At 68.8% G+C, this 20,827-nt stretch carries 15 protein-coding genes and 2 pseudogenes; 12 read left to right on the forward strand and 5 right to left on the reverse strand.

Annotated features, from left to right (window positions below):
- Nucleotides 1-30 precede the first annotated feature (30 nt).
- Genes G5C60_RS29475 through G5C60_RS29490 form a run of 4 tightly spaced genes read right to left on the reverse strand, consistent with a single transcriptional unit; the run spans nt 31 to nt 3,867 of the window.
- Nucleotides 31-801, reverse strand: a complete 771-nt coding sequence (locus G5C60_RS29475) for a succinate dehydrogenase/fumarate reductase iron-sulfur subunit (protein WP_165263978.1) — start codon at nt 799-801, stop codon at nt 31-33.
- Complete coding sequence (locus G5C60_RS29480) at nt 798-2,738, reverse strand: fumarate reductase/succinate dehydrogenase flavoprotein subunit (protein ID WP_165263980.1); 1,941 nt, start codon at nt 2,736-2,738, stop codon at nt 798-800. Before G5C60_RS29480 ends, G5C60_RS29475 begins: the two co-directional genes overlap by 4 nt.
- Nucleotides 2,738-3,559, reverse strand: a complete 822-nt coding sequence (locus G5C60_RS29485) for a hypothetical protein (protein WP_165263982.1) — start codon at nt 3,557-3,559, stop codon at nt 2,738-2,740. Before G5C60_RS29485 ends, G5C60_RS29480 begins: the two co-directional genes overlap by 1 nt.
- A 20-nt stretch (nt 3,560-3,579) precedes the next feature.
- Nucleotides 3,580-3,867 carry a hypothetical protein gene (locus tag G5C60_RS29490; RefSeq protein ID WP_165263983.1) on the reverse strand — a complete coding sequence of 96 codons (288 nt, stop codon included), beginning with the start codon at nt 3,865-3,867 and terminating at the stop codon, nt 3,580-3,582.
- 342 nt (nt 3,868-4,209) lie between these two features.
- Here G5C60_RS29490 and G5C60_RS29495 point away from each other — a divergent pair, with 342 nt between their 5' ends.
- From G5C60_RS29495 to G5C60_RS29530, 8 genes and pseudogenes are all read left to right on the forward strand, one after another.
- Complete coding sequence (locus tag G5C60_RS29495) at nt 4,210-6,501, forward strand: ABC transporter family substrate-binding protein (protein ID WP_165263985.1); 2,292 nt, start codon at nt 4,210-4,212, stop codon at nt 6,499-6,501.
- Between the two features lie 242 nt (nt 6,502-6,743).
- Entirely contained in the window at nt 6,744-8,651 is a 1,908-nt protein-coding gene (gene typA, locus G5C60_RS29500; RefSeq protein ID WP_165263986.1) for a translational GTPase TypA, read from the forward strand.
- Nucleotides 8,652-9,070: 419 nt separating this feature from the next.
- On the forward strand, nt 9,071-10,108 hold the full coding sequence (locus G5C60_RS29505) for an ABC transporter permease (protein ID WP_165263987.1): 1,038 nt from the start codon (nt 9,071-9,073) through the stop codon (nt 10,106-10,108).
- 104 nt (nt 10,109-10,212) lie between these two features.
- Nucleotides 10,213-12,009, forward strand: coding sequence for an ABC transporter substrate-binding protein (locus G5C60_RS29510; RefSeq protein ID WP_165263989.1), 1,797 nt, complete (start codon nt 10,213-10,215; stop codon nt 12,007-12,009).
- A gap of 109 nt (nt 12,010-12,118) precedes the next feature.
- Nucleotides 12,119-13,096, forward strand: a complete 978-nt coding sequence (locus tag G5C60_RS29515) for an ABC transporter permease (RefSeq protein WP_165263990.1) — start codon at nt 12,119-12,121, stop codon at nt 13,094-13,096.
- A 10-nt stretch (nt 13,097-13,106) separates the two neighbouring features.
- Nucleotides 13,107-14,168 carry an oligopeptide/dipeptide ABC transporter ATP-binding protein gene (locus G5C60_RS29520; protein ID WP_165263992.1) on the forward strand — a complete coding sequence of 354 codons (1,062 nt, stop codon included), beginning with the start codon at nt 13,107-13,109 and terminating at the stop codon, nt 14,166-14,168.
- A gap of 13 nt (nt 14,169-14,181) precedes the next feature.
- Nucleotides 14,182-15,321, forward strand: coding sequence for an ABC transporter ATP-binding protein (locus tag G5C60_RS29525; RefSeq protein ID WP_165263993.1), 1,140 nt, complete (start codon nt 14,182-14,184; stop codon nt 15,319-15,321).
- Between the two features lie 20 nt (nt 15,322-15,341).
- Nucleotides 15,342-15,574: pseudogene (locus tag G5C60_RS29530) on the forward strand (VOC family protein).
- Between the two features lie 171 nt (nt 15,575-15,745).
- Here the strand turns inward: G5C60_RS29530 and G5C60_RS29535 are convergent.
- Nucleotides 15,746-17,869 (reverse strand): S9 family peptidase, encoded by a 2,124-nt coding sequence (locus G5C60_RS29535; protein ID WP_165263995.1) that lies wholly within the window; start codon nt 17,867-17,869, stop codon nt 15,746-15,748.
- 156 nt (nt 17,870-18,025) lie between these two features.
- On the opposite strand from G5C60_RS29535, the gene G5C60_RS29540 reads away from it, so the two are divergent.
- The 4 genes and pseudogenes from G5C60_RS29540 to G5C60_RS29555 form a co-directional block, all read left to right on the forward strand.
- On the forward strand, nt 18,026-18,220 hold the full coding sequence (locus G5C60_RS29540; protein WP_138049154.1) for a hypothetical protein: 195 nt from the start codon (nt 18,026-18,028) through the stop codon (nt 18,218-18,220).
- An 85-nt stretch (nt 18,221-18,305) separates the two neighbouring features.
- Nucleotides 18,306-19,226, forward strand: a complete 921-nt coding sequence (gene mshB, locus G5C60_RS29545; protein WP_165263997.1) for an N-acetyl-1-D-myo-inositol-2-amino-2-deoxy-alpha-D-glucopyranoside deacetylase — start codon at nt 18,306-18,308, stop codon at nt 19,224-19,226.
- Between the two features lie 92 nt (nt 19,227-19,318).
- Nucleotides 19,319-19,711 (forward strand): DUF6113 family protein, encoded by a 393-nt coding sequence (locus G5C60_RS29550; protein WP_165264000.1) that lies wholly within the window; start codon nt 19,319-19,321, stop codon nt 19,709-19,711.
- 166 nt (nt 19,712-19,877) lie between these two features.
- A pseudogene (locus G5C60_RS29555) lies at nt 19,878-20,827 on the forward strand (hypothetical protein); the annotation flags it as partial.

Here is a 20,827-nt window from a genome sequence, read left to right on the forward strand (position 1 = left end):
GACCGGCCGGGTCGAAGCCGGGGTCGAAGATCAGGAGGAACGCCTCCTGATCTTCGACCCCAGCCACACCAGCGGGTCGTACTTGCGGTCAACGGCCCGTTCCTTCAAGGGAATCAGCGCGTTGTCCGTGATCTTGATGCCCTCGGGGCAGACCTCCGTGCAGCACTTGGTGATGTTGCAGTAGCCGAGGCCGTGGTCGTCCTGGGCGGTGGTCTTGCGGTCCAGGCCGGTCTCGGCGGCCGCGTCCAGCGGGTGCATGTCCAGCTCCGCCACCCGCATGAGGAACCGGGGCCCCGCGAACGCCTGCTTGTTCTCCTCGTGGTCGCGGACGACATGGCAGGTGTCCTGGCACAGGAAGCACTCGATGCACTTGCGGAACTCCTGCGGGCGGTCCACGTCCTCCTGCATCATCCGGTACTCGCCGGGACCGAGATCGGCCGGCGGCACGAAGGACGGCACCTCCCGTGCCTTCGTGTAGTTGAAGCCGACGTTCGTGACGAGATCCCGTACGACGGGGAAGGCCCGCAGGGGAGTGACGGTGATCGTCTCCTCCGGCTCGAACACCGACATACGCGTCATGCACAGCAGCCGCGGCCGCCCGTTGATCTCCGCCGAGCACGAACCGCACTTGCCCGCCTTGCAGTTCCACCGCACGGCCAGATCGGGCGTCTGGGTGGCCTGGAGCCGGTGGATGATGTCCAGCACGACCTCGCCGTCGTTCACTTCGACCTTGAAGTCCTCCAGGCCACCGCCGTCGGCGTCCCCGCGCCACACCTTGAAGCGGGCCTCATAGCTGCTCACTCGTACAGCTCCTCTTCGGCGAGGTACTTGACCAGCTCTTCCTTGTCGAAGAGGGCGAGCAGGTCCTGGCGGATGGGCTCGGTGGTCTCCCGGGCGAGATCGATCTGGCCGCGTACCGGGTCCGTGGCCGCCAACCCGCCCGTCGGATCGGTCAGCCGGCAGAGCAGATTGATACGCCGCCACTCCCGCTCCATCGTCGGATGGTCCTCACGGGTGTGGCCGCCGCGCGACTCCGTACGTTCCAGGGCGGCGCGTGCCACGCACTCGCTGACCAGCAGCATGTTGCGCAGGTCGAGAGCGAGGTGCCAGCCCGGGTTGAACTGCCGGTGCCCCTCGACACCCGCCCGCCGCGCCCGTACGCGCAGATCCGCCAGCTTCTCCAGCGCCGCCCCCATCTCCGCCTCCCGGCGGATGATGCCGACGAGGTCGTTCATCGTCTGCTGGAGTTCCTGGTGGAGGGTGTACGGATTCTCCGGTGGCCGTCCGGTCTCCGTGACCGCCTCCGGGCCCTCCGCCGAGAACGGCCGCAGCGCCTCGGCCGCCGCCGAGTCGATCTGGTCGTCGTCCACCGCGGGCCGCTCGCCCAGATCGGTCGCGTACCGCGCCGCGTGCAGCCCGGCCCGGCGGCCGAACACCAGCAGGTCGGAGAGCGAGTTGCCGCCGAGCCGGTTGGAGCCGTGCATGCCGCCCGCGACCTCCCCGGCCGCGAAAAGACCCGGCACCCCGCGCGCCGCCGCCGTGTCGGACTCGACCGCGATCCCGCCCATCACGTAGTGACAGGTCGGCCCGACCTCCATCGCCTCGGCGGTGATGTCGACGTCGGCGAGCTCCTTGAACTGGTGGTACATCGACGGCAGCCGCCGCTTGATCACCTCGGCGGGCATACGCGTCGACACGTCGAGGAAGACCCCGCCGTGCGGCGAGCCACGGCCCGCCTTGACCTCGGCGTTGATGGCCCGGGCCACCTCGTCGCGCGGCAGCAGCTCGGGCGGACGCCGGTTGTTGTCCGGGTCCTCGTACCAGCGGTCGCCCTCGTCCTCGGACTGCGCGTACTTCTCCTTGAACACGTCCGGGATGTAGTCGAACATGAACCGCTTGCCCTCGGAGTTGCGCAGCACCCCGCCGTCACCGCGCACGGACTCCGTGACGAGGATCCCCTTCACGGACGGCGGCCAGACCATGCCCGTCGGGTGGAACTGCACGAACTCCATGTTGAGGAGGGGTGCCCCGGCAAGGAGCGCCAGCGCATGACCGTCCCCGGTGTACTCCCACGAGTTCGACGTCACCTTGAAGGACTTGCCGATGCCACCGGTGGCGACCACGACCGAGGGGGCTTCGAGGACGAAGAAACGGCCGGACTCGCGCTCGTAGCAGAAGGCCCCCGACACCCGATCCCCGTCTTTGAGGATCCGCGTGACCGTGCACTCCTGGTACACCTTCAGTCGCGACTCGTAGTCGCCGGTCTCCTTGAAGTCCTCCTGCTGCAGCGACACGATCTTCTGCTGGAGCGTGCGGATCAGCTCCAGGCCCGTACGGTCGCCGACGTGCGCGAGCCGCGGATACTCGTGTCCGCCGAAGTTGCGCTGCGAGATCCGCCCGTCCTTCGTACGGTCGAAGAGGGCGCCCCAGGTCTCCAGCTCCCAGACGCGGTCCGGGGCCTCCTGCGCGTGCAGCTCGGCCATTCGCCACTGGTTGAGGAACTTGCCGCCGCGCATGGTGTCGCGGAAGTGGACCTGCCAGTTGTCCCCGGCGTTGACGTTGCCCATCGCCGCCGCGATGCCGCCCTCGGCCATCACGGTGTGGGCCTTACCGAACAGCGACTTGCAGATCACGGCCGTACGCGCGCCCCGCTCGCGCGCCTCGATGGCGGCCCGCAGCCCGGCGCCGCCCGCGCCGACCACGACGACGTCCCACTCCTGCCGGTCAACTACGGGCATCAGAACAACCTCGGATCGTCAAAGGCACCGGACGCGACCAGATACACGTAGAAGTCGGCGAGCGCCACGCTCACCAGCGACGCCCAGGCGAGCAGCATGTGCCGGGCGTTCAGCTTCCCGACCCACTGCCACATCCGGTATCGCACGGGGTGCTTGGAGAAGTGCTTGAGCTGCCCGCCGACGATGTGCCGGCACGAGTGGCAGGAGATGGTGTACGCCCAGATCAGCACGATGTTGACCAGGAAGACCAGGGTGCCCACACCCATGTGGCCCCACTCGTAGTGCTCGTCGCGGAAGGCGAGCACGGTGTCGTACGTGAGGATGCCGGCGACCAGGATCGCGGCGTAGAAGAAGTAGCGGTGGATGTTCTGCAGGATCAGCGGGAAGCGGGTCTCGCCGGTGTACTTCTTGTGCGGCTCGGCGACCGCGCAGGCCGGGGGCGAGGCCCAGAAGCCCCGGTAGTAGGCCTTGCGGTAGTAGTAGCAGGTCAGCCGGAAGCCGAGCGGGAAGATCAGGATGAGCAGGGCGGGGGACAGGCCCCACCAGCCGCCGAAGATCTCCCAGTTCGGGCCCGCCCGCATCGGCTCGCAGTTCTCCGCCAGACAGGGCGAGTAGAACGGCGAGACGTACGGCGCCGCGTAGTAGTCCGTGTTCGCGAACGCCCGCCACGTCGAGTAGACGATGAACGCCAGCAGCCCGGCCGCGGTGGTGGCAGGCGCCAGCCACCAGCGGTCGGTCCGCAGGTGCGGGGCGGCGATCGCGGCGCGCGTACCGGTTCTTACGCCGCCGCTGTTCAGATTTGGTTCCGTACCAGTGGCCAAGGGGGTGGACTCCAGTCGGATCAGGGTGCGTGCCGGTCGCGGGCGCCGAGACCCTCGTCGTCCGAGTCCGTCCACAGAGTGCTGTCGTACGGGGTGTCGGGGATGGAGACGAGGTCGGGTCGCCGCGGTGCCTTGAGGCCGGGGGCGGCCTCGCGCAGCAGCGCCACGCTCTCGCGCAGGTGATCGGCGTCGGTGCGCACCCGGCGCATCTCCAGACCGCCACCCATCTGCTGTTCCAGGCGCCCCACTGACCGGCACAGGTCGTCGAGAGCGCGCTGGACTGTTGTCAGGTCGTCTTGCACGGACATGGCGTGCCCTCACTTCCACGGACCCTGTGGTCCAAGGCGGCAACGTTCATGCGCCTGCGAGTGTCGCGCGTCACATCGGCCCCTGTGAAGGGATCTGCACGGATTAACGGATCGTGTCGCGCCAACGCGCCGTACGCGCGCCCCCTCAGCCGGAGGAAAGCGCTCCGTTGAGCCGGACGGGTGAGCTTTCGCTTACCCATCGCCGTGGCGCCACCCCGACCCGGGGGCTTGCCCCTTCAGTAGGGCGATAGATCTGATCAGCCCCATTATACGGCCAAACGTGATCTACATCACCAAAATGTGACACCCCACGTGATCAGAACCGCCCCGGAGGTACCAGTCATGTCCCACGACGGCGTCGGACTGCGCGCGGTCATGCGCTCGGTCGCCTTCCTCACGGCGGGCGTGCTCGCGGTGCCCTCCCTCGCCGCGTGCAGCGAGGAGGACCCGGCCGGACGGCCCCTCGCGGGGCAGGACATCGCCCCGGCGGGGCGTGACCGGATCGCCGACGGCGGCACTGTGCGCTGGGCCGTGGACACCGTCCCGGAGACCCTCAACACCTTCCAGGCGGACGCCGACGCGGCCACCTCCCGGGTCGCGGGCGCGGTTCTGCCCTCCATGTACCGGCTCGACGAGTCGGGCCGGCCCGAGCGCAACCCCGACTACCTGGAGTCGGCGAGGGTCGTCGAGCGCGAACCCAAGCAGGTCGTGCTCTACAAGCTCAACCAGCAGGCCGTCTGGAGCGACGGCCGCGAGATCGGCGCCGCCGACTTCGCCGCCCAGTGGCGCGCGCTGTCCGGCAAGGACACCGCGTACTGGACGGCCCGCAACGCCGGCTACGACCGCATCGAGAAGATCGAGCGCGGCGACGGCAACCTCGAGGTACGGGTCACCTTCAGCAAGCCGTACGCGGACTGGCGGTCGCTCTTCTCGCCGCTGTACCCGAAGGACGTCATGGGCACCCCGGACACCTTCAACGACGGCGCCCGCCGCAAGCTGAAGGTCACCGCCGGTCCCTTCGCGATCGACGAGATCGACCGCAAGGCCGGCGACGTCACACTGAAGCGCAATCCGCGCTGGTGGGGCAGCCAGGCCAGGCTTTCCGAGCTGGTGCTGCGGGCCGTACCGCGAGCGAAGCGCGCCGCCGAGCTCGCCGCAGGCCGGCTCGATCTGGCCGAGATCGAGCCGGCCGACGCACGGCGCATCACGCTCGCCGCCCGCCGCAAGGGGGCCGGCGGGACGCCGCTCACCCACGGCCCCGGCGCCGCGCTCACGCCCGGCAACGCGCTGCGCTCCTGGGCGATCGCGCACGGCTCCGACGAGGAGGCGGCCGACGAGGAGATCACCGCCCGCGAGCAGCGCGGCAAGGCGATCGCGAAGTACGCCGACGAGCAGTCGGCCCTGCGCCGTTTCGTGGTCCGCAAGTCCCTGGAACCGGCCTACACGCAGCTCGCGCTCAACGGCGCCGAGGGCCCGCTCGCCGACGAGCGTGTCCGCCGGGCCGTGGCCCGTGCCCTCGACCGGGACGAGCTCGCCCGGGTCGTGCTCAAGCCCCTCGGCCTGCCCGCCGAACCCGTCGGCAGCCATCTCGCCCTCGCCGGACAGGCCGCGTACGCCGACAACAGCGGCGCGCTCGGCGACCAGGACACCGACGAGGCGAAGGCACTGCTGTCCGACGCGGGATGGGTCCGGGGCGGGCCCATCAAGGAGAAGAAGGCGGCGAAGGGGGCCGGCAGCGAGGCCTCCGAGAAGCCGGACGGCTCCGGGGACGACGACGGCACGTACATCGTCGGCGAGGACGACAAGCCGGGCGCGGCCTACGACCCGGCTTCCGGCGACGACAGCTCCGGCTCCCGCGACGACGACAAGCCCGCTGACCAGAGACGCTCCACCGTGCTCGCGCCCGCGCCCGTCGCCGCGCTGCGCAGGGCCCTTCTCGACCAGGCCGCCGCGCAGGCCGCGCGCCGCGAGGCCGACAAGGACACGAAGAAGGAACTGGCGCAGGACGGGAAGATCAAGCGCGGCGGGGCGCCGGGTGCGTACGCCCCGAAAGGCACCGCCGCTCCCGCGGGTGCCGCGGCCGGTCCACTCGCCAAGGACGGCAAACCGCTGTCGCTGCGCTTCGTGCTCCCGTCCGGGCCGGGCACGGAGTCGCTGCGGGCGGTCGGTGGGCGCATCGCGCGGATGCTGGACCGCATCGGTATCCGTACGGAGATCTCCAAGGTCTCCGACGAGAGCTACTTCAAGGACCACATCGCGTCGGGGGAGTACGACCTGGCGCTCTATTCCTGGCCCGCGTCCGCCTTCCCCGCCACCGACGCCCGCCCCATCTACGCCAAGCCGGTCCCGGCGGCGGACGGCTCGCTGAGCGTCGAGCAGAACTACACGCGGGTCGGCACCGACCAGGTCGACCAGCTCTTCGACGAGGCCATCGCCGAACTGGACGAGTTCGAGTCCCGCTCCCTGGTCCGCAAGGCCGACGCCCGCATCTGGGCCGCCGCCGGCTCGATCCCCCTCTACCAGCGCCCCCAGCTCGTAGCGGCCCGCCCGAACCTGGCCAACGCGGGCGCCTTCGGCTTCGAGACACCGGTGTACGAGGACATGGGCTACCTGAAGAAGGGCAAGAGATCTTAGGCGAGCCCTCGCGGTAGGGGCGCCCCGTTAGGGGCGCGGGGCTGTGACATTTGCGGCTCCGCCGCGTGGGCGCGACCAGCCCCAACGGACCCGCGCGGTGGGTACCGGCAGAACCCGTCGAGCCCCAGCGGCCAGCGTGCCCGTACGATGGGGTAAGGCCGTGGCATGTTCCGCCCGGCAGGGCCCGCGTAACGCAGATGTACGCGTCGGCCGTTCACTCACTCCGGGAGAAGCGCCTCACTATGGCCACGCGCCACGACATTCGTAACGTCGCCATCGTCGCCCACGTCGACCACGGCAAGACCACCCTGGTCGACGCCATGCTCAAGCAGGCGGGGTCTTTCGCCGCGCACGCCGCCGAGTCGCTCGACGACCGCATGATGGACTCGAACGACCTGGAGCGTGAGAAGGGCATCACGATCCTCGCCAAGAACACGGCGGTGAAGTACCACCCGAAGGATGGCGGCGACGTCATCACCATCAACATCATCGACACCCCTGGCCACGCCGACTTCGGCGGCGAGGTCGAGCGCGGTCTGTCGATGGTCGACGCGGTCGTCCTGCTCGTCGACGCCTCCGAGGGCCCGCTGCCGCAGACACGCTTCGTGCTGCGCAAGGCCCTCCAGGCCAGGCTGCCCGTCATCCTGTGCATCAACAAGACGGACCGCCCGGACTCCCGTATCGACGAGGTCGTGAACGAGGCATACGACCTCTTCCTGGACCTCGACGCAGACGAGGACCAGATCGAGTTCCCGATCGTCTACGCGTGTGCGCGTGACGGAGTCGCCTCGCTGACCAAGCCGGAGGACGGCACCGTCCCCGCCGACAGCGACAGCCTGGAGCCGTTCTTCTCCACGATCCTGTCGCATGTCCCGGCCCCGACGTACGACGAGGAGGCCCCCCTCCAGGCGCACGTCACGAACCTGGACGCCGACAACTTCCTCGGCCGTATCGCGCTGCTCCGCGTCGAGCAGGGCGAGCTCAGGAAGGGCCAGACGGTCGCCTGGATCAAGCGCGACGGCACCGTCAGCAGCGTACGCATCAGCGAGCTGATGATGACCGAGGCGCTGACCCGCAAGCCCGCCGAGAAGGCCGGCCCCGGTGACATCTGTGCCGTCGCCGGTATCCCGGACATCATGATCGGCGAGACCCTCGCGGACCCCGAGAACCCCATCGCGCTGCCGCTGATCACGGTCGACGAGCCCGCGATCTCGATGACCATCGGCACGAACACCTCGCCGCTGGTCGGCCGCGGCGGCACCGGCAAGGGCGCGGACGCCAAGGCGGCCGTCAAGGACCGCAAGGTGACCGCACGTCAGGTCAAGGACCGCCTGGACCGTGAGCTGATCGGCAACGTCAGCCTCCGGGTCTTCGAGACGGAGCGGCCCGATGCCTGGGAGGTGCAGGGCCGCGGTGAGCTCGCGCTCGCGATCCTCGTCGAAACCATGCGCCGGGAAGGCTTCGAGCTGACCGTCGGCAAGCCGCAGGTCGTCACCAAGGAGGTCGACGGCAAGCTGCACGAGCCGGTCGAGCGCATGACGATCGACGTACCCGAGGAGCACATGGGCGCGGTCACGCAGCTCATGGGCGTCCGCAAGGGCCGGATGGACAACATGTCCAATCACGGCTCCGGCTGGGTGCGCCTCGAGTTCGTCGTTCCGTCCCGTGGACTCATCGGATTCCGGACGGAGTTCCTGACCCAGACCCGCGGTACGGGCATCGCGCACTCCATCCACGAGGGCCACGAGCCGTGGTTCGGCAACCTCCAGACCCGTAACAACGGTTCACTGGTCGCCGACCGCTCCGGCGCCGTCACCGCGTTCGCGATGACGAACCTTCAGGAGCGCGGCGTGCTCTTCGTGGAGCCGGGCACCGAGGTGTACGAGGGCATGATCGTCGGTGAGAACTCGCGCGCCGACGACATGGACGTGAACATCACCAAGGAGAAGAAGCTCACCAACATGCGGTCGTCCTCGGCCGATTCGTTCGAGGCGATCGTCCCGCCGCGCAAGCTCTCGCTGGAGCAGTCGCTGGAGTTCTGCCGCGACGACGAGTGCGTCGAGGTCACTCCGGAGTCCGTTCGCATCCGTAAGGTGAACCTGGACGCCCGCGAGCGCGCCCGCGCCGCGAGCCGCGCCAAGCACGGCTGACGCCCTCTCACCGAGGGTCTTCGCAAACCCGGTTGGTCCGTCTCTCCGCTTCGAGGAGAGCCGGGCCTTCGGTGTGCTCCGGGGCCTCGGCCGCGGGGCGTGCTGGCGTGATCCGTTCGGGTGTGCTGTCGATGCGCTGTCGGTGCCGTTCGCATATCGGAGTGCGTGCGATCAAGTTTCGGACATGTAAACGGAAAACGCTCCACCTATGTCCGTTATGGGGGAATTCTGTTTCACCTGTCAAGCGCGATCAGGTGTCAGTCTTTGCAATTTTTGCTCAAAATATCGACGGTAGGGAGATCCCTATGTCTTCCGGGCTTGACGCGCGTTGATTCCCTTGGCGAAAGTTCCCCCAAACCACAGAACCTGCCGGTATCTGTGCTGCGCTCAACTTTCCGTCCCCCGGGGGAAGAACACACATGACAAGTCCAACCAAGGCCGAGGGCTCCGGCCCGTCGGTCGCCTTGGACCCTGAGCTGGCGGCGACCACCGATGGCGCGGGGCCCAAGAAGCTTGAGGGCCGTTCCCCCGGCCAGCTGATGTGGCAGCGCTTCAAGCGTGACCGTACCGGCATGGTCTCCGCCGGTGTAGTGATTTTCTTCTTCGTCGTGTCCGCGCTGGCGCCGGTGATCTCCAAGCTGTACGGCAAGGACCCGTACACCCTGTACGCGCAGGAGCCGGAGTATCCGTTCCTGCTCGACGACTTCGCCATGCCGACCGGGTCGTTCGGCGGTGTCTCGGGTGACTTCTGGTTCGGTGTCCAGCCCCAGCTGGGCCGCGACGTGTTCACGATGCTGCTGTACGGCATCCGCAACTCGCTCTTCATGGCCCTGGTGCTGACGCTCCTTTGCGTCATCACCGGAGTTCTCATCGGCCTGGTCGGCGGCTACTTCGGCGGCAAGGTCGACTACTGGCTGGGTCGGGTCACGGACTTCTTCCTGTCGTTCCCGAACCAGTTGTTCTTCATCGCCTTCATGCCCGTCGTCACCGCGATGTTCGTCTCCCCGACGGATGAGACCCCCACCTACCTGCGCGTGGTCGCGATCATCCTGGTGATGTGGTTCCTCGGCTGGATGAGCATGGCCCGGCTCGTCCGCGGCTCCGTGCTCTCGTTGCGTGAGCGCGAGTTCGTCGAGGCGGCCAAGGTCTCCGGCGCCTCGCGGTGGCGGATCGTCCGCAAGGAGATCCTGCCGAACGTCGTCACCCCGATCCTGGTGCAGGCCACGTACACACTGCCCAACTTCATTCTGAACATCGCGTTCCTCTCCTTCGTCGGGGTCGGCCTTGTCGAGCCGACTCCCGACTGGGGCCGGATGTTCCGCATCGGTGCCGAGATCTACGAACAGGACCCGGCGTTCCTGCTCTTCCCGGGTGCGGCAATGGTGATCTTCATTCTCGCCTTCAATCTCCTCGGTGACTCCGTCCGCGATGCCTTCGACCCGAAGACCGGACGGTGAAAGCGTCCACGAGCAGGGGGGTGGCTGCCGCCCCCAGCGCCGGGCAACCGGATGGCCAGGCAGCACTTCTGGATAACGACCGACAGGTAGGTGCAATAAGCATCATGAAGCCCATCCGATCGCGCTCTGTGAGAGCCGTTGTCGCCATTGCGGCGGCCGGCTCGCTCGCGCTCACCGGCTGCTCCAGCGACAGCGGCAACGAATCAAAGGACCGGGCGAAGACCCAGGACGACGCCGCATCGCAGCAGAAGCCCGTCCAGTACGCCGACGCCGCGGCCTCCAACGGCCCCGCGGCGGCGGTCGCGGGCGCCAAGTCCGGCGGCACGATCAACGTCTACATGCAGTCGGACCTGTCCCATATGGACCCGGGTCAGATCTACGTCAGTGACGCGGGCCAGTTCGCCAACCTCGTGCACCGCGGGCTGACGAACTTCCAGGAGGACAAGAACGGCAACCTGACGGTGGTCGGCGACATCGCCACCGACTCCGGTCAGTCGTCCGACGGCGGCAAGACCTGGACGTACAAGCTCAAGAAGGGCATCAAGGACGAGGACGGCAACGCCATCACGTCCGCGGACGTCCGCCACACCATCGAGCGCCAGTACGCGAAGTTCATCTTCGACGGTCCGACCTACGTCCAGACCTGGCTCTCCGGTGCCGACTACCGCAAGGACCTGCCGGACGGGCCGTTCAAGGGCAAGCACCTGCCGGACACCGTTCTGGAGACGCCGGACGACGAGACGGTCGTCTTCCACTTCAACCAGCCGCGTCCCGACCTGCCGCAGGCGCTCTCCATGGCCGGTTACGCCATCGTGCCCGAGAAGCAGGACACCCAGGCGAAGTACGACAAGGCTCCGGCCGCGCTCGGCCCGTACAAGATCTCCGAGTACAAGGCCGGCAAGTCCCTGAAGCTGGTCAAGAACACCAACTGGGACCCGAAGACCGACTCGGTCCGGCACCAGTACGTCGACGGCTACAACTTCACCACGACGATCGACCAGGCCAGCCAGACCAAGCGGCTGATCGCCGACCAGGGCGAGGCCAAGAACGCGATCCAGTGGACCGACCCGGTCGACACGGCGCAGATCCAGGACGTCGTCACCGACCCGGTGGTCAACAAGCGCACGGTCAAGGGCTACCAGCCCTACGTCTGGCAGCTGAGCTTCAACCTTGACAAGGTCAAGGACAAGAAGATCCGCGACGCCATCACGTACGCCATCCCGAGCCAGGCCATGGTCCAGGCCGACGGTGGCCGGTACGGCGGTGAGATCGCCGGTGGTCTGTTCGCCCCGACCCTGCCGGGCTTCGACGCGAAGTACGACCCGTACGGCAAGCTCAAGGCGCCCAACGGCGACCTCAAGAAGGCCCAGGAGCTGATCAAGGAGGCGGGCGTCAAGAAGGGCACCAAGCTCACCTACGCCTACTCCAACACTCCGCGCGGCCAGGCGCAGCAGGTCATCATCAAGGACGCGCTCGAGAAGCTCGGCTACGACGTACAGGCCAAGGAGATCGACCGCGCCACGTTCTACGAGCAGGTCGGCAAGCTCAAGAACCCGTACGACCTCTACATGACCGGCTGGGGCCAGGACTGGCCGTCCCAGTCCACGGTCGTGACCCCGGTCTACGACGGCACGCAGGTCGCCGACGGTTCGCCGAACTACTCGCACATCAACGACCCGCAGGTCAACAAGCTGATCGAAGAGGCTCTGAAGCTGGAGCCGGCCGAGGCCGCCGCGAAGTGGGAGGAGGCGCACAAGCGCATCCTCGAGGAGATCAACCCGGCTGCCCCGGTGTACTACTCGAAGACGATCCAGCTGTTCGGGTCGAACATCGGCGGTGCGAAGTACAGCACCGAGTCGAGCTACATCGACATCAACAATGTGTTCCTGAAGAAGCCGTAGCCAAGCGCCACGGCTGATCCGTGGGGGTGCGCGCCAGGCGGAGCGCACCCCCACGGACACCCCCACCCCTTCACCGCACCGCCGCTTCCGAAGAGAGCAGCCGCCCGCCATGCTTCAGTTCCTCATCCGCAGGACGATCGGCGCGGTCGTGATCATGTTCCTGATCGCCGCGTTCACGTTCTTCCTGTTCTACGCAGTCCCCCAGGACTTCGCCGCCCTCTCCTGCGGCAAGAACTGCTCGCCGGAGAACCTCGCTGTCATCCGGCAGAACCTCGGTCTGGACAAGCCCATCACCGCGCAGTTCTGGGACTTCATGGTCGGCATCGTGGCCGGTCGCGACTTCCCCGTCGGGCACTGCGACGCTCCGTGCCTGGGCGTCTCCTTCAGTACCGGCGACTTCGTCTGGGACTCCCTCATGGACCGGTTCCCGCTGACGCTGTCGCTGACCCTCGGCGGTCTCGTCGTCTTCCTGGTGTTCGGCCTCGGCACCGGCATGCTCGCCGCCTGGAAGCGCGGCACCCTGGTCGACAAGATCGCCAGCAGCGCGTCCATCGTGCTCAGCTCGTTCCAGATCTACCTGCTCGGCCCGATCGTGCTCGGCCTCTTCGTCTACTCGACGGGCTGGATGGAGAACCCCAAGTACGTTCCGTTCACCGAGGACCCGGGCGCCTGGTTCGTCGGACTGCTCATCCCCTGGGTCGTGATGGCCACGATCTTCACCGCCCAGTACACGCGTATGGCCCGCTCCACCATGATCGAGCAGCTGCAGGAAGAGCACGTCCGCACCGCCAGAGCGAAGGGCATGTCGCGGAAGTACGTGTTCTTCCGCTATGCCTGGCGTGGTTCACTCATCCCGATCGTCACCATCCTCGGCATCGACCTCAGCTCGCTGCTCGCGGGCGGTGTGGTCACCGAGTTCACCTTCGACCTGGCGGGCATCGGACGCCTCGCGGTGGAGTCGTCGTTGACCAAGGATCTGCCGCTGACGATGGGTGCCATGCTGTTCGGAGCCTTCTTCATCCTGATCCTGAACATCCTCGTGGACATCGCCTACGCGTTCATCGACCCGCGCGTGCGCCTCAGCTAGGAGAACGACCGTGACCACACTGACCAAGGTCGAAGACGTCCCGAACCCGACCGGGTCGGACGCCTTCCTCTCGGTCCGGGATCTGCGGGTGCAGTTCGCCACCGAGGACGGCGTCGTCAAGGCGGTGGACGGCCTTTCCTTCGACGTCGAGCGCGGCAAGACCCTGGGCATCGTCGGTGAGTCGGGCTCCGGCAAGTCCGTCACCAACCTGACGATCCTCGGGCTGCACAGCCCCAAGACCACCACCGTCGAGGGCGAGATCGTCCTGGACGGCAAGGAGCTGATCACCGCCTCCGAGAAGGAGATGGAGAAGCTCCGCGGCAACAAGGCCGCGATGATCTTCCAGGACCCGCTGACCGCGCTCTCGCCGTACTACACGGTGGGCCGCCAGCTGTCCGAGCCGTTCATGAAGCACACCGGAGCCTCCAAGAAGGAGGCGAAGGCCCGGGCGATCGAGATGCTCGACAAAGTCGGAATCCCGCAGCCCAAGGCGCGCTTCGACGACTACCCGCACCACTTCTCCGGCGGTATGCGCCAGCGCGCGATGATCGCCATGGCGCTGATGTGCGACCCCGACCTGCTGATCGCCGACGAGCCGACCACCGCGCTCGACGTGACCGTGCAGGCGCAGATCCTGGACCTGCTCAGGGACCTGCAGCAGGAGTTCGGCTCCGCGATCGTCTTCATCACCCATGACCTGGGCGTCATTTCGCACATGGCCGACGACCTGCTGGTGATGTACGCGGGCCGGGCCGTGGAGCGCGGCAGCACGCGCGAGGTGCTCAGGCAGCCCCAGCACCCGTACACCTGGGGCCTGTTGAGCTCGATGCCGAGGCTCGGCGGCGACCTCAGCGAGGCGCTCACACCGATCCCGGGTTCGCCGCCCAGCCTCCTCACCCCGCCGTCCGGCTGCCCCTTCCACCCGCGGTGCACCTTCACGGACGAGGTGGGGGGCAACCGCTGCGCCGACGAGCGGCCGACGCTGGCCGAGGGCCGCGCCGCCGCGTGTCATCTCACCGGCGAGCAGAAGCAGACCATCTTCATCGACCAGATCCAGCCCCGGCTGCGCTAGGGAGAACCGAGACATGAGCGAGAACCTCACCCTCCCCGCACCGCAGGACTCGACCGGTACGTCGGCCGAGACGCTCCTCAGCGTCGAGGGCCTCACCAAGCACTTCCCGATCTACGGCGGCTTCCCGATCAAACGGAAAGTCGGCGCCGTGCAGGCCGTCGACGGAGTCGACCTGACCGTCGGGGTCGGCGAGAGCGTCGGCCTCGTCGGCGAGTCGGGCTGCGGCAAGTCGACCACCGGCCGGCTCATCACGCGGCTCCTGGAGCCGACCGGCGGCAAGATCACGTACGCGGGCCAGGACATCACGCACGCCTCGCGCAGGCAGCTCGCCCCCGTACGGTCCGAGATCCAGATGATCTTCCAGGACCCGTACTCCTCGCTGAACCCGCGGCAAACCGTCGGCACCATCATCAAGTCGCCGATGGAGGTCAACGACATCAACCCGGAGGGCGGCCGCGAGAAGCGCGTACGCGAACTCCTGGAACTCGTCGGACTCAACCCCGAGCACTACAACCGCTTCCCGCACGAGTTCTCCGGCGGCCAGCGCCAGCGCATCGGCGTGGCCCGCGCCCTGGCCCTCAAGCCGAAGCTGATCGTCGCGGACGAGCCGGTGTCGGCCCTGGACGTGTCGATCCAGGCGCAGGTCGTCAACCTGCTGCAGAAGGTCCAGCAGGAGATGGGCATCGCCTTCCTCTTCATCGCCCACGACCTCGCCATCGTGCGCCACTTCTCGCAGCGCGTCGCGGTCATGTACCTCGGCAAGATCGTGGAGGTCGGTGACCGGGACTCGATCTACAACCGGCCACGGCACCCCTACACCCACGCCCTGCTGTCGGCGGTCCCCGAGGTCGTCACCGAGGACCACGAAGACCGCGAGCGCATCCGCCTCGCCGGTGACGTGCCCTCGCCGATCCACCCGCCGTCCGGCTGCCGCTTCCGTACGCGCTGCTGGAAGGCACAGGACAAGTGCGCCAGCGAGGAACCGCCGCTCATCCAGCTCTCCGGCAACCGCGGCGGCCATCTGACGGCCTGCCACTTCCCGGAGGAGCCGACCACGGAGGCACGCGACGAGGACGTCGTGCTGGACCCGGCGCTGAAGGCGCTGGAGGACAACTCCGCGGACGACTCCGTCACCAAAGCCACGAAGGCCTGACCGGGTTGAACATCGACAAGATCACCTTCGACTGCACCGGAGACCCGTACGACCTGGGCCTGTTCTGGAGCAGGCTCCTCGATCGGCCCCTGGCCGACGACGACAAGCCGGGGGACCCGGAGGCGCTCATCTCGGCCACACGTGCCCGGACGGCGGGGGCTGGGTCACCCTGACCGATCCCGAGGGCAACGAGTTCTGTGTGGAGCGTGGGGACCGCGGGGAGCACAGGGAGCGCACGGGCGAGCCGACATAGCGGCACAAACCCGCATCAACTTCGTTAACACGCAGGCAACTTGGTCGACCCGATGCCGATATACGGACGCGTCAAGCTCGACAGCGTACGGCCGTGCGGGTGCCGTAGACCGGCCGGGGCGCGCCATGTCGCCCCGGCCGGTCGCACGTTCGGGCCCATGCCCGGTGAGCTTCAGGCCATGCCCAGTGAGCGCTTCAGGAAGTCCACCTGGAGCAGCAGCAGGTTCTCCGCCACCTGTTCCTGAGGGGTCATGTGCGTGACCCCGGAGAGCGGCAGCACCTCGTGGGGGCGGCCCGCGGCCAGCAGCGCAGAGGACAGGCGCAGGGTGTGGGCGACCACCACGTTGTCGTCGGCGAGGCCGTGGACGACCATCATGGGGCGGGCCGGCTCGGCGGCGTTCACCAGGCCGTTGTCGTCGATGAGCGAGTTCTCGGCGTACACCCCTGGCTGCCGGTTCGGATCGCCCAGGTAGCGCTCCGTGTAGTGGGTGTCGTACAGCCGCTGATCGGTGACCGGCGCGCCCACTACGCCCGCGTGGAAGACGTCCGGGCGGCGCAGCACCGCGAGCCCGGCGAGATAGCCGCCGAAGGACCAGCCGCGGATCGCGACCCGGCTCAGGTCCAGCGGGAAGCGCTCGGCGAGCGCCTGGAGCGCGTGGATCTGGTCCTCGACGACGATCGCGGCCATGTCGTCCTTGATCGACTTCTCCCAGGCGGGGGAGCGGCCCGGCATACCGCGCCCGTCCGCGACGATCACCGCGAAGCCCTGGTCGGCGAACCACTGCGAGGTGAGGTACGGGTTGTGCGCCGCCAGCACGCGCTGTCCGTGCGGGCCGCCGTACGGGTCCATCAGGACCGGCAGCGGACCGTCGCCGTCCGAGTGGCCCGTGGGGAGCAGCACCGCGCAGGGCACACGGCGCTCGCCCGCCTCCGTGAGCGTCACGCGCGGGCGCAGGCCGGGGTCTTCGGCGTACGAGGCCACCGCCGCGACCCTCTTGCCGTCGCGCAGCACCTGCACCTGGGCGCCCGGCTGGTCCGGCACGGCGGAGACCAGCACCGTCACGGGACCCGAGCGGACCGCCGAGTGCACCCCGGGCTCCTGCGACAGCCGCTCCATGCCGAGGTCGTTGACCCGGTAGACGTGGACCTCGCCGATCTCGGGAGCCGTCGCCGCCTCGCCCGCCGACGCGGACACCAGCACGTCCTCGTCCGAGACGTCGAGCACCGCGCGTACATGCAGCTGCGGTCCCGTCAAAGGGCGTTCACCCACCGCGAGCACCCGCGCCCCGCCCTCGTCGGCGATCCGCACCAGCTGTCCGCCGGGGCTCCAGCACGGCACGCCGGGGAAAAGATCCAGCCATTGTGGATCTTCGTCCGCGTGCACCATCCGGGTCACCCCGGTGTCGGGGTCCACGGCCAGATAGAACTGGCTCCGCTGGTCCCGAGCCTGCACGAGCAGGAGCGGCGCTCCGGCCGCTGACCAGTGCACTCGTGCCAGATAGGGGTAGCGCGCCCGGTCCCAGACGACCTCCGTACGCGCCCCGTCGAGACCGATCACGAAGAGGCGTACGTCCGCGTTGTCGGTTCCTGCCGCCGGGTACGCGACCTGCTGCGGAGCCTGCTCCGGGCGCGCCGGATCGGCGATCCACCAGCGGCGTACGGGCGCGTCGTCGGCCCGCGCGACCAGCAGCCGGTCCGAGTCCGGCGACCACCAGAAGCCGCGTGAACGGCCCATCTCCTCCTGCGCGATGAACTCGGCCAGGCCGTACGTGACCGTCTCCGACTCGGGTTCCGCGAGCGCCCGGTCGCCCTCGCCCTCGGCGCCGACGACCCGCAGGGCGCCCCCGGCGACGTACGCGACGAGCCGTCCGTCGGGGGACGGACGCGGGTCGAGGACCGGGCCGGGAACGGGCAGTTCACGTGCCGTACCGGCCCGCAGCTCGGCCGTGAAGAGCCGCCCCGACAAGGTGAAGGACGCCAGCTCGACCGCCGTGTCGGTGGCATGACCGACGATGCCCGCGCCGCCCTCCCGGCTGCGCTCGCGGCGCGCCCGCTCCTCGGCCGACAGCCGCTCGGAGACGCCGCCGAGCAGCGCCTGCGGGTCCGCGGCGACGCGTTCCTCTCCGTTCGCCACATCGAGGACCCACAGCAGATTCGCCCGGTCCGTACCCGAGCGGGACCGCAGGAACACGACCCGGGAACCGTCGGGCGCCACGGTGAATGCGCGGGGCGCGCCAAGCGTGAAGCGCAGGGTGCGCGCCTGCCGGCGCGGAAAAGAGAGAGGCTCGGTCGTCATGCCCCCGACCATATTGGCCATGCGCCCCCTTGTGCGGCCGTGCGCCGATCAATGCGCAGGTCTGGATAGTTATGATCAATGGCGCTGCCTGGGTATGAACCTGCTGGCTGCCGTACTGACGACCCGCGTCCCTGGGATCCTTGGAGGTGAACCGCCGTGGCACTCTCGATTTCGGCGGTGGTGCTGCTGGCGATCATCGTCTTCCTGCTGGTCAAGAAATCAGGACTGAAGGCCGGGCACGCGGTCGTCTGCGTCCTGCTCGGCTTCTATCTGGCCAGCTCGACGATCGCGCCCACGATCAACGAGCTGACGACGAACATCGCGGGCATGATCGGGGACATCAAGTTCTGACCCCCCGCCTCATAGGCATGCGCCGGGTCCCGTAGGTTCGGGGCTCGTCGGGCCTCGTACGGGCGGGGCTCATAGGGTGGGGGCCATGACGGAACTGCCCGGCCGTCGTCTGCTCCTGGTGCACGCGCATCCGGACGACGAGGCGATCAACAACGGCGCGACCATGGCCCGGTACGCGGCCGAGGGCGCCCAGGTCACGCTGGTGACCTGCACTCTGGGCGAGCAGGGCGAGGTCATCCCGCCCGAGATCGCCCATCTGACGGGCGAGGCCCTCGGCAGTCACCGCCGCACGGAACTCGCGGCGGCGATGGACGCGGTCGGCGTGCACGACTTCCGCTCCCTCGGCGGCCCCGGCCGTCACCAGGACTCCGGGATGATGGGCCTCCCCGAGAACGACGACCCGCGCTCCTTCTGGCAGGCGGACGTCGACGAGGCCGCCGCGGATCTCGTCGCGGTGATCCGCGAGACACGTCCCCAGGTGCTGATCACCTATGACCCCAACGGGGGTTACGGCCACCCGGACCACATCCAGGCCCACCGGGTCGCGATGCGGGCCGCGGACCTGGCCGCCGAGCCGGACTTCCGCCCGGATCTCGGCGCCCCCTGGACGATCACGAAGATCTACTGGAACCGCGTGCCGCGCTCCGTGGCCGAGGAGAGCTTCGCCCGCCTGAAGGACGTACTGGACGAACTTCCCTTTTCCGCCTCTGCCGCCGTCGACGACGTGCCCGGTGTGGTGGACGACTCACTCATCACCACCGAGATCGACGGCACGGCCTTCGCCGGCGCCAAGGCCGCGGCGATGCGGGCGCATGCCACGCAGATCGAGGTCGTCGAGCCGTGGTTCGCGCTGTCGAATCAGCTCGCGCAGCCGATTTTCGTCGTGGAGTACTACGAGCTGGTGCGGGGCGAGCGTGGCGGGGCGCAGGCAGGGGTGCGTTCAGGCGTGCGTTCAGGCGTGCGTGAGACGGACTTGTTCGCGGGGATTTCTGAGGTGAGTGCGTGATGAGTACGGCGAACAGATCCGGGGCGGACAGGTCAAGGGCGGGCAAGTCCGGTACGGGGAGATCCGGTACGGGAAGCGCCGGTGCGGGAAGCATGCTCGCCCAGCCGTTGGGGCCGCCGTCGGCCGGACGGATCGCCGCCTACCTGGGGCTCTTTGTGCTGGGTGCCGTGGTCGGGGTGGCCGGGGGGCTGGTCCAGGACGGCTGGTTCCCTGGCGGGTTGCTGCTCGCGCTCGCGGGCGCGGCAGGGCTCTTCCTGGGCGGGGCGCGGGCGCTCGGCAGCCGGGCCGGGGCGGTCGCGCCCGCGGCCGGCTGGATGATCGCCGTCATCCTGCTCACCGCCAGCCGCCCGGAGGGCGATTTCCTCTTCGCCGCGGGAGCCGGCTCCTATCTCTTCCTCCTCGGCGGGATGGCTGTGGCTGTGATGTGCGCCACCCTTGGCCCGGGGCGGCAACCGGATGGCTCCACCGCCCGACTTGCCAAGTGACGTACTACTTCGCCGCAGAACGCGGGTGCGGGTCCGGTGTGGGTTTCCTCAGCGGTCGCCGGATACACGCCAGTGGTGGCCAGTATGGTGGTGCGCGCCGCCGAGCCGCCCGAAACGAGGTTGAGGTCGAGTACACGGGCGGCGGAGCCAATCGGGAGAACCTGCCTTGAGTCGTGAAACTGACAGTTCGTCCTCCGGGCCCAACGGGCGCGGCGGAGCCGCCTACCCGTCGGGTACGCCGCCGTACGGGACCCCCACGGCGTCCGACGACGGTGCCGACGTGGGGCGTTCCGCCGGTGACCGGCCGGAGGAGCGCAAGACCGAGACCACGCTGACGACGCGGATCCGGATCAACATCCCTGGATCGAGGCCCATTCCGCCGGTCGTCGTACGGACGCCCGTCGCGGACACCGAGAGTTCCGACAACGGTTCGAAGGCCCCGAACGGGCCGGCGTCGGCCGCGGCAGAGCCTGGGCCGAGAGCCTCCTCGGCCACGCCCGAGCCTTCGGAATCCGCGCCCTCGTCCGGGTCGTCCGGCCCGTCCGCTCCCGCCGGGGAGAAGACCAGCGACTGGTTCGCGCCTCGCAAGTCCGGTGCGCCCAAGGGCGGTCAGGGCGGTGGCGGCACCAACGGGGCGGGCGTCTCCGGCAGTTCGGGTTCTCCGGGTTCGGGTGCTTCTGGTGCTTCGGGTTCAGGGGTCTCCGGCGGGCCCGGTGCCGGTGGCGCGCGGCCCGGTGGCTCGGGTGCGCGTCCTGGTGCGGCGCCCCGGCCCAGTGGTGCGAACAGTACGAACGGCGCGGGGCTGCCCGGTGCCGGCGGCACCGGTCCCGTGGCGCCGGGGCACGGCGGCGGTACCGGGTCCTTCGACGTGTCCGGTGTGCTGGCGGCGGGGCCGCTGGGTCCCGGCAGCGGGGGCGGTCCGCCTAACGCGAACGGTGCGAGTGGTGCCGGCGACGGTGGCGATGCGTCGCGGCGCGATGATCTTCCGTACTTCTCCGAGTACTCCGACTACTCCGGCTCCTCCGCCGAGGGGGGCCGGGGTGGCCAGGATGGTCCCTCGGGGCCGACCGGCGGACCGGTCACCGGGGAGGGGCCGCTGGGGCCGCCCGCCGGTGC

It is taken from the genome of Streptomyces scabichelini (genome assembly GCF_011045015.1).
Taxonomy (GTDB): domain Bacteria; phylum Actinomycetota; class Actinomycetes; order Streptomycetales; family Streptomycetaceae; genus Streptomyces; species Streptomyces scabichelini.

Coding starts and splice junctions, on each gene's coding strand:
- G5C60_RS29480 (WP_165263980.1), bottom strand. CDS start 2,738: ATGCCCGTAGTTGACCGGCAGGAGTGGGACGTCGTCGTGGTCGGCGCG.
- G5C60_RS29510 (WP_165263989.1), top strand. CDS start 10,213: ATGAAGCCCATCCGATCGCGCTCTGTGAGAGCCGTTGTCGCCATTGCG.
- G5C60_RS29505 (WP_165263987.1), top strand. CDS start 9,071: ATGACAAGTCCAACCAAGGCCGAGGGCTCCGGCCCGTCGGTCGCCTTG.
- G5C60_RS29515 (WP_165263990.1), top strand. CDS start 12,119: ATGCTTCAGTTCCTCATCCGCAGGACGATCGGCGCGGTCGTGATCATG.
- G5C60_RS29490 (WP_165263983.1), bottom strand. CDS start 3,867: ATGTCCGTGCAAGACGACCTGACAACAGTCCAGCGCGCTCTCGACGAC.
- typA (WP_165263986.1), top strand. CDS start 6,744: ATGGCCACGCGCCACGACATTCGTAACGTCGCCATCGTCGCCCACGTC.
- G5C60_RS29525 (WP_165263993.1), top strand. CDS start 14,182: ATGAGCGAGAACCTCACCCTCCCCGCACCGCAGGACTCGACCGGTACG.
- G5C60_RS29495 (WP_165263985.1), top strand. CDS start 4,210: ATGTCCCACGACGGCGTCGGACTGCGCGCGGTCATGCGCTCGGTCGCC.
- G5C60_RS29550 (WP_165264000.1), top strand. CDS start 19,319: ATGCTCGCCCAGCCGTTGGGGCCGCCGTCGGCCGGACGGATCGCCGCC.
- G5C60_RS29535 (WP_165263995.1), bottom strand. CDS start 17,869: ATGACGACCGAGCCTCTCTCTTTTCCGCGCCGGCAGGCGCGCACCCTG.
- mshB (WP_165263997.1), top strand. CDS start 18,306: ATGACGGAACTGCCCGGCCGTCGTCTGCTCCTGGTGCACGCGCATCCG.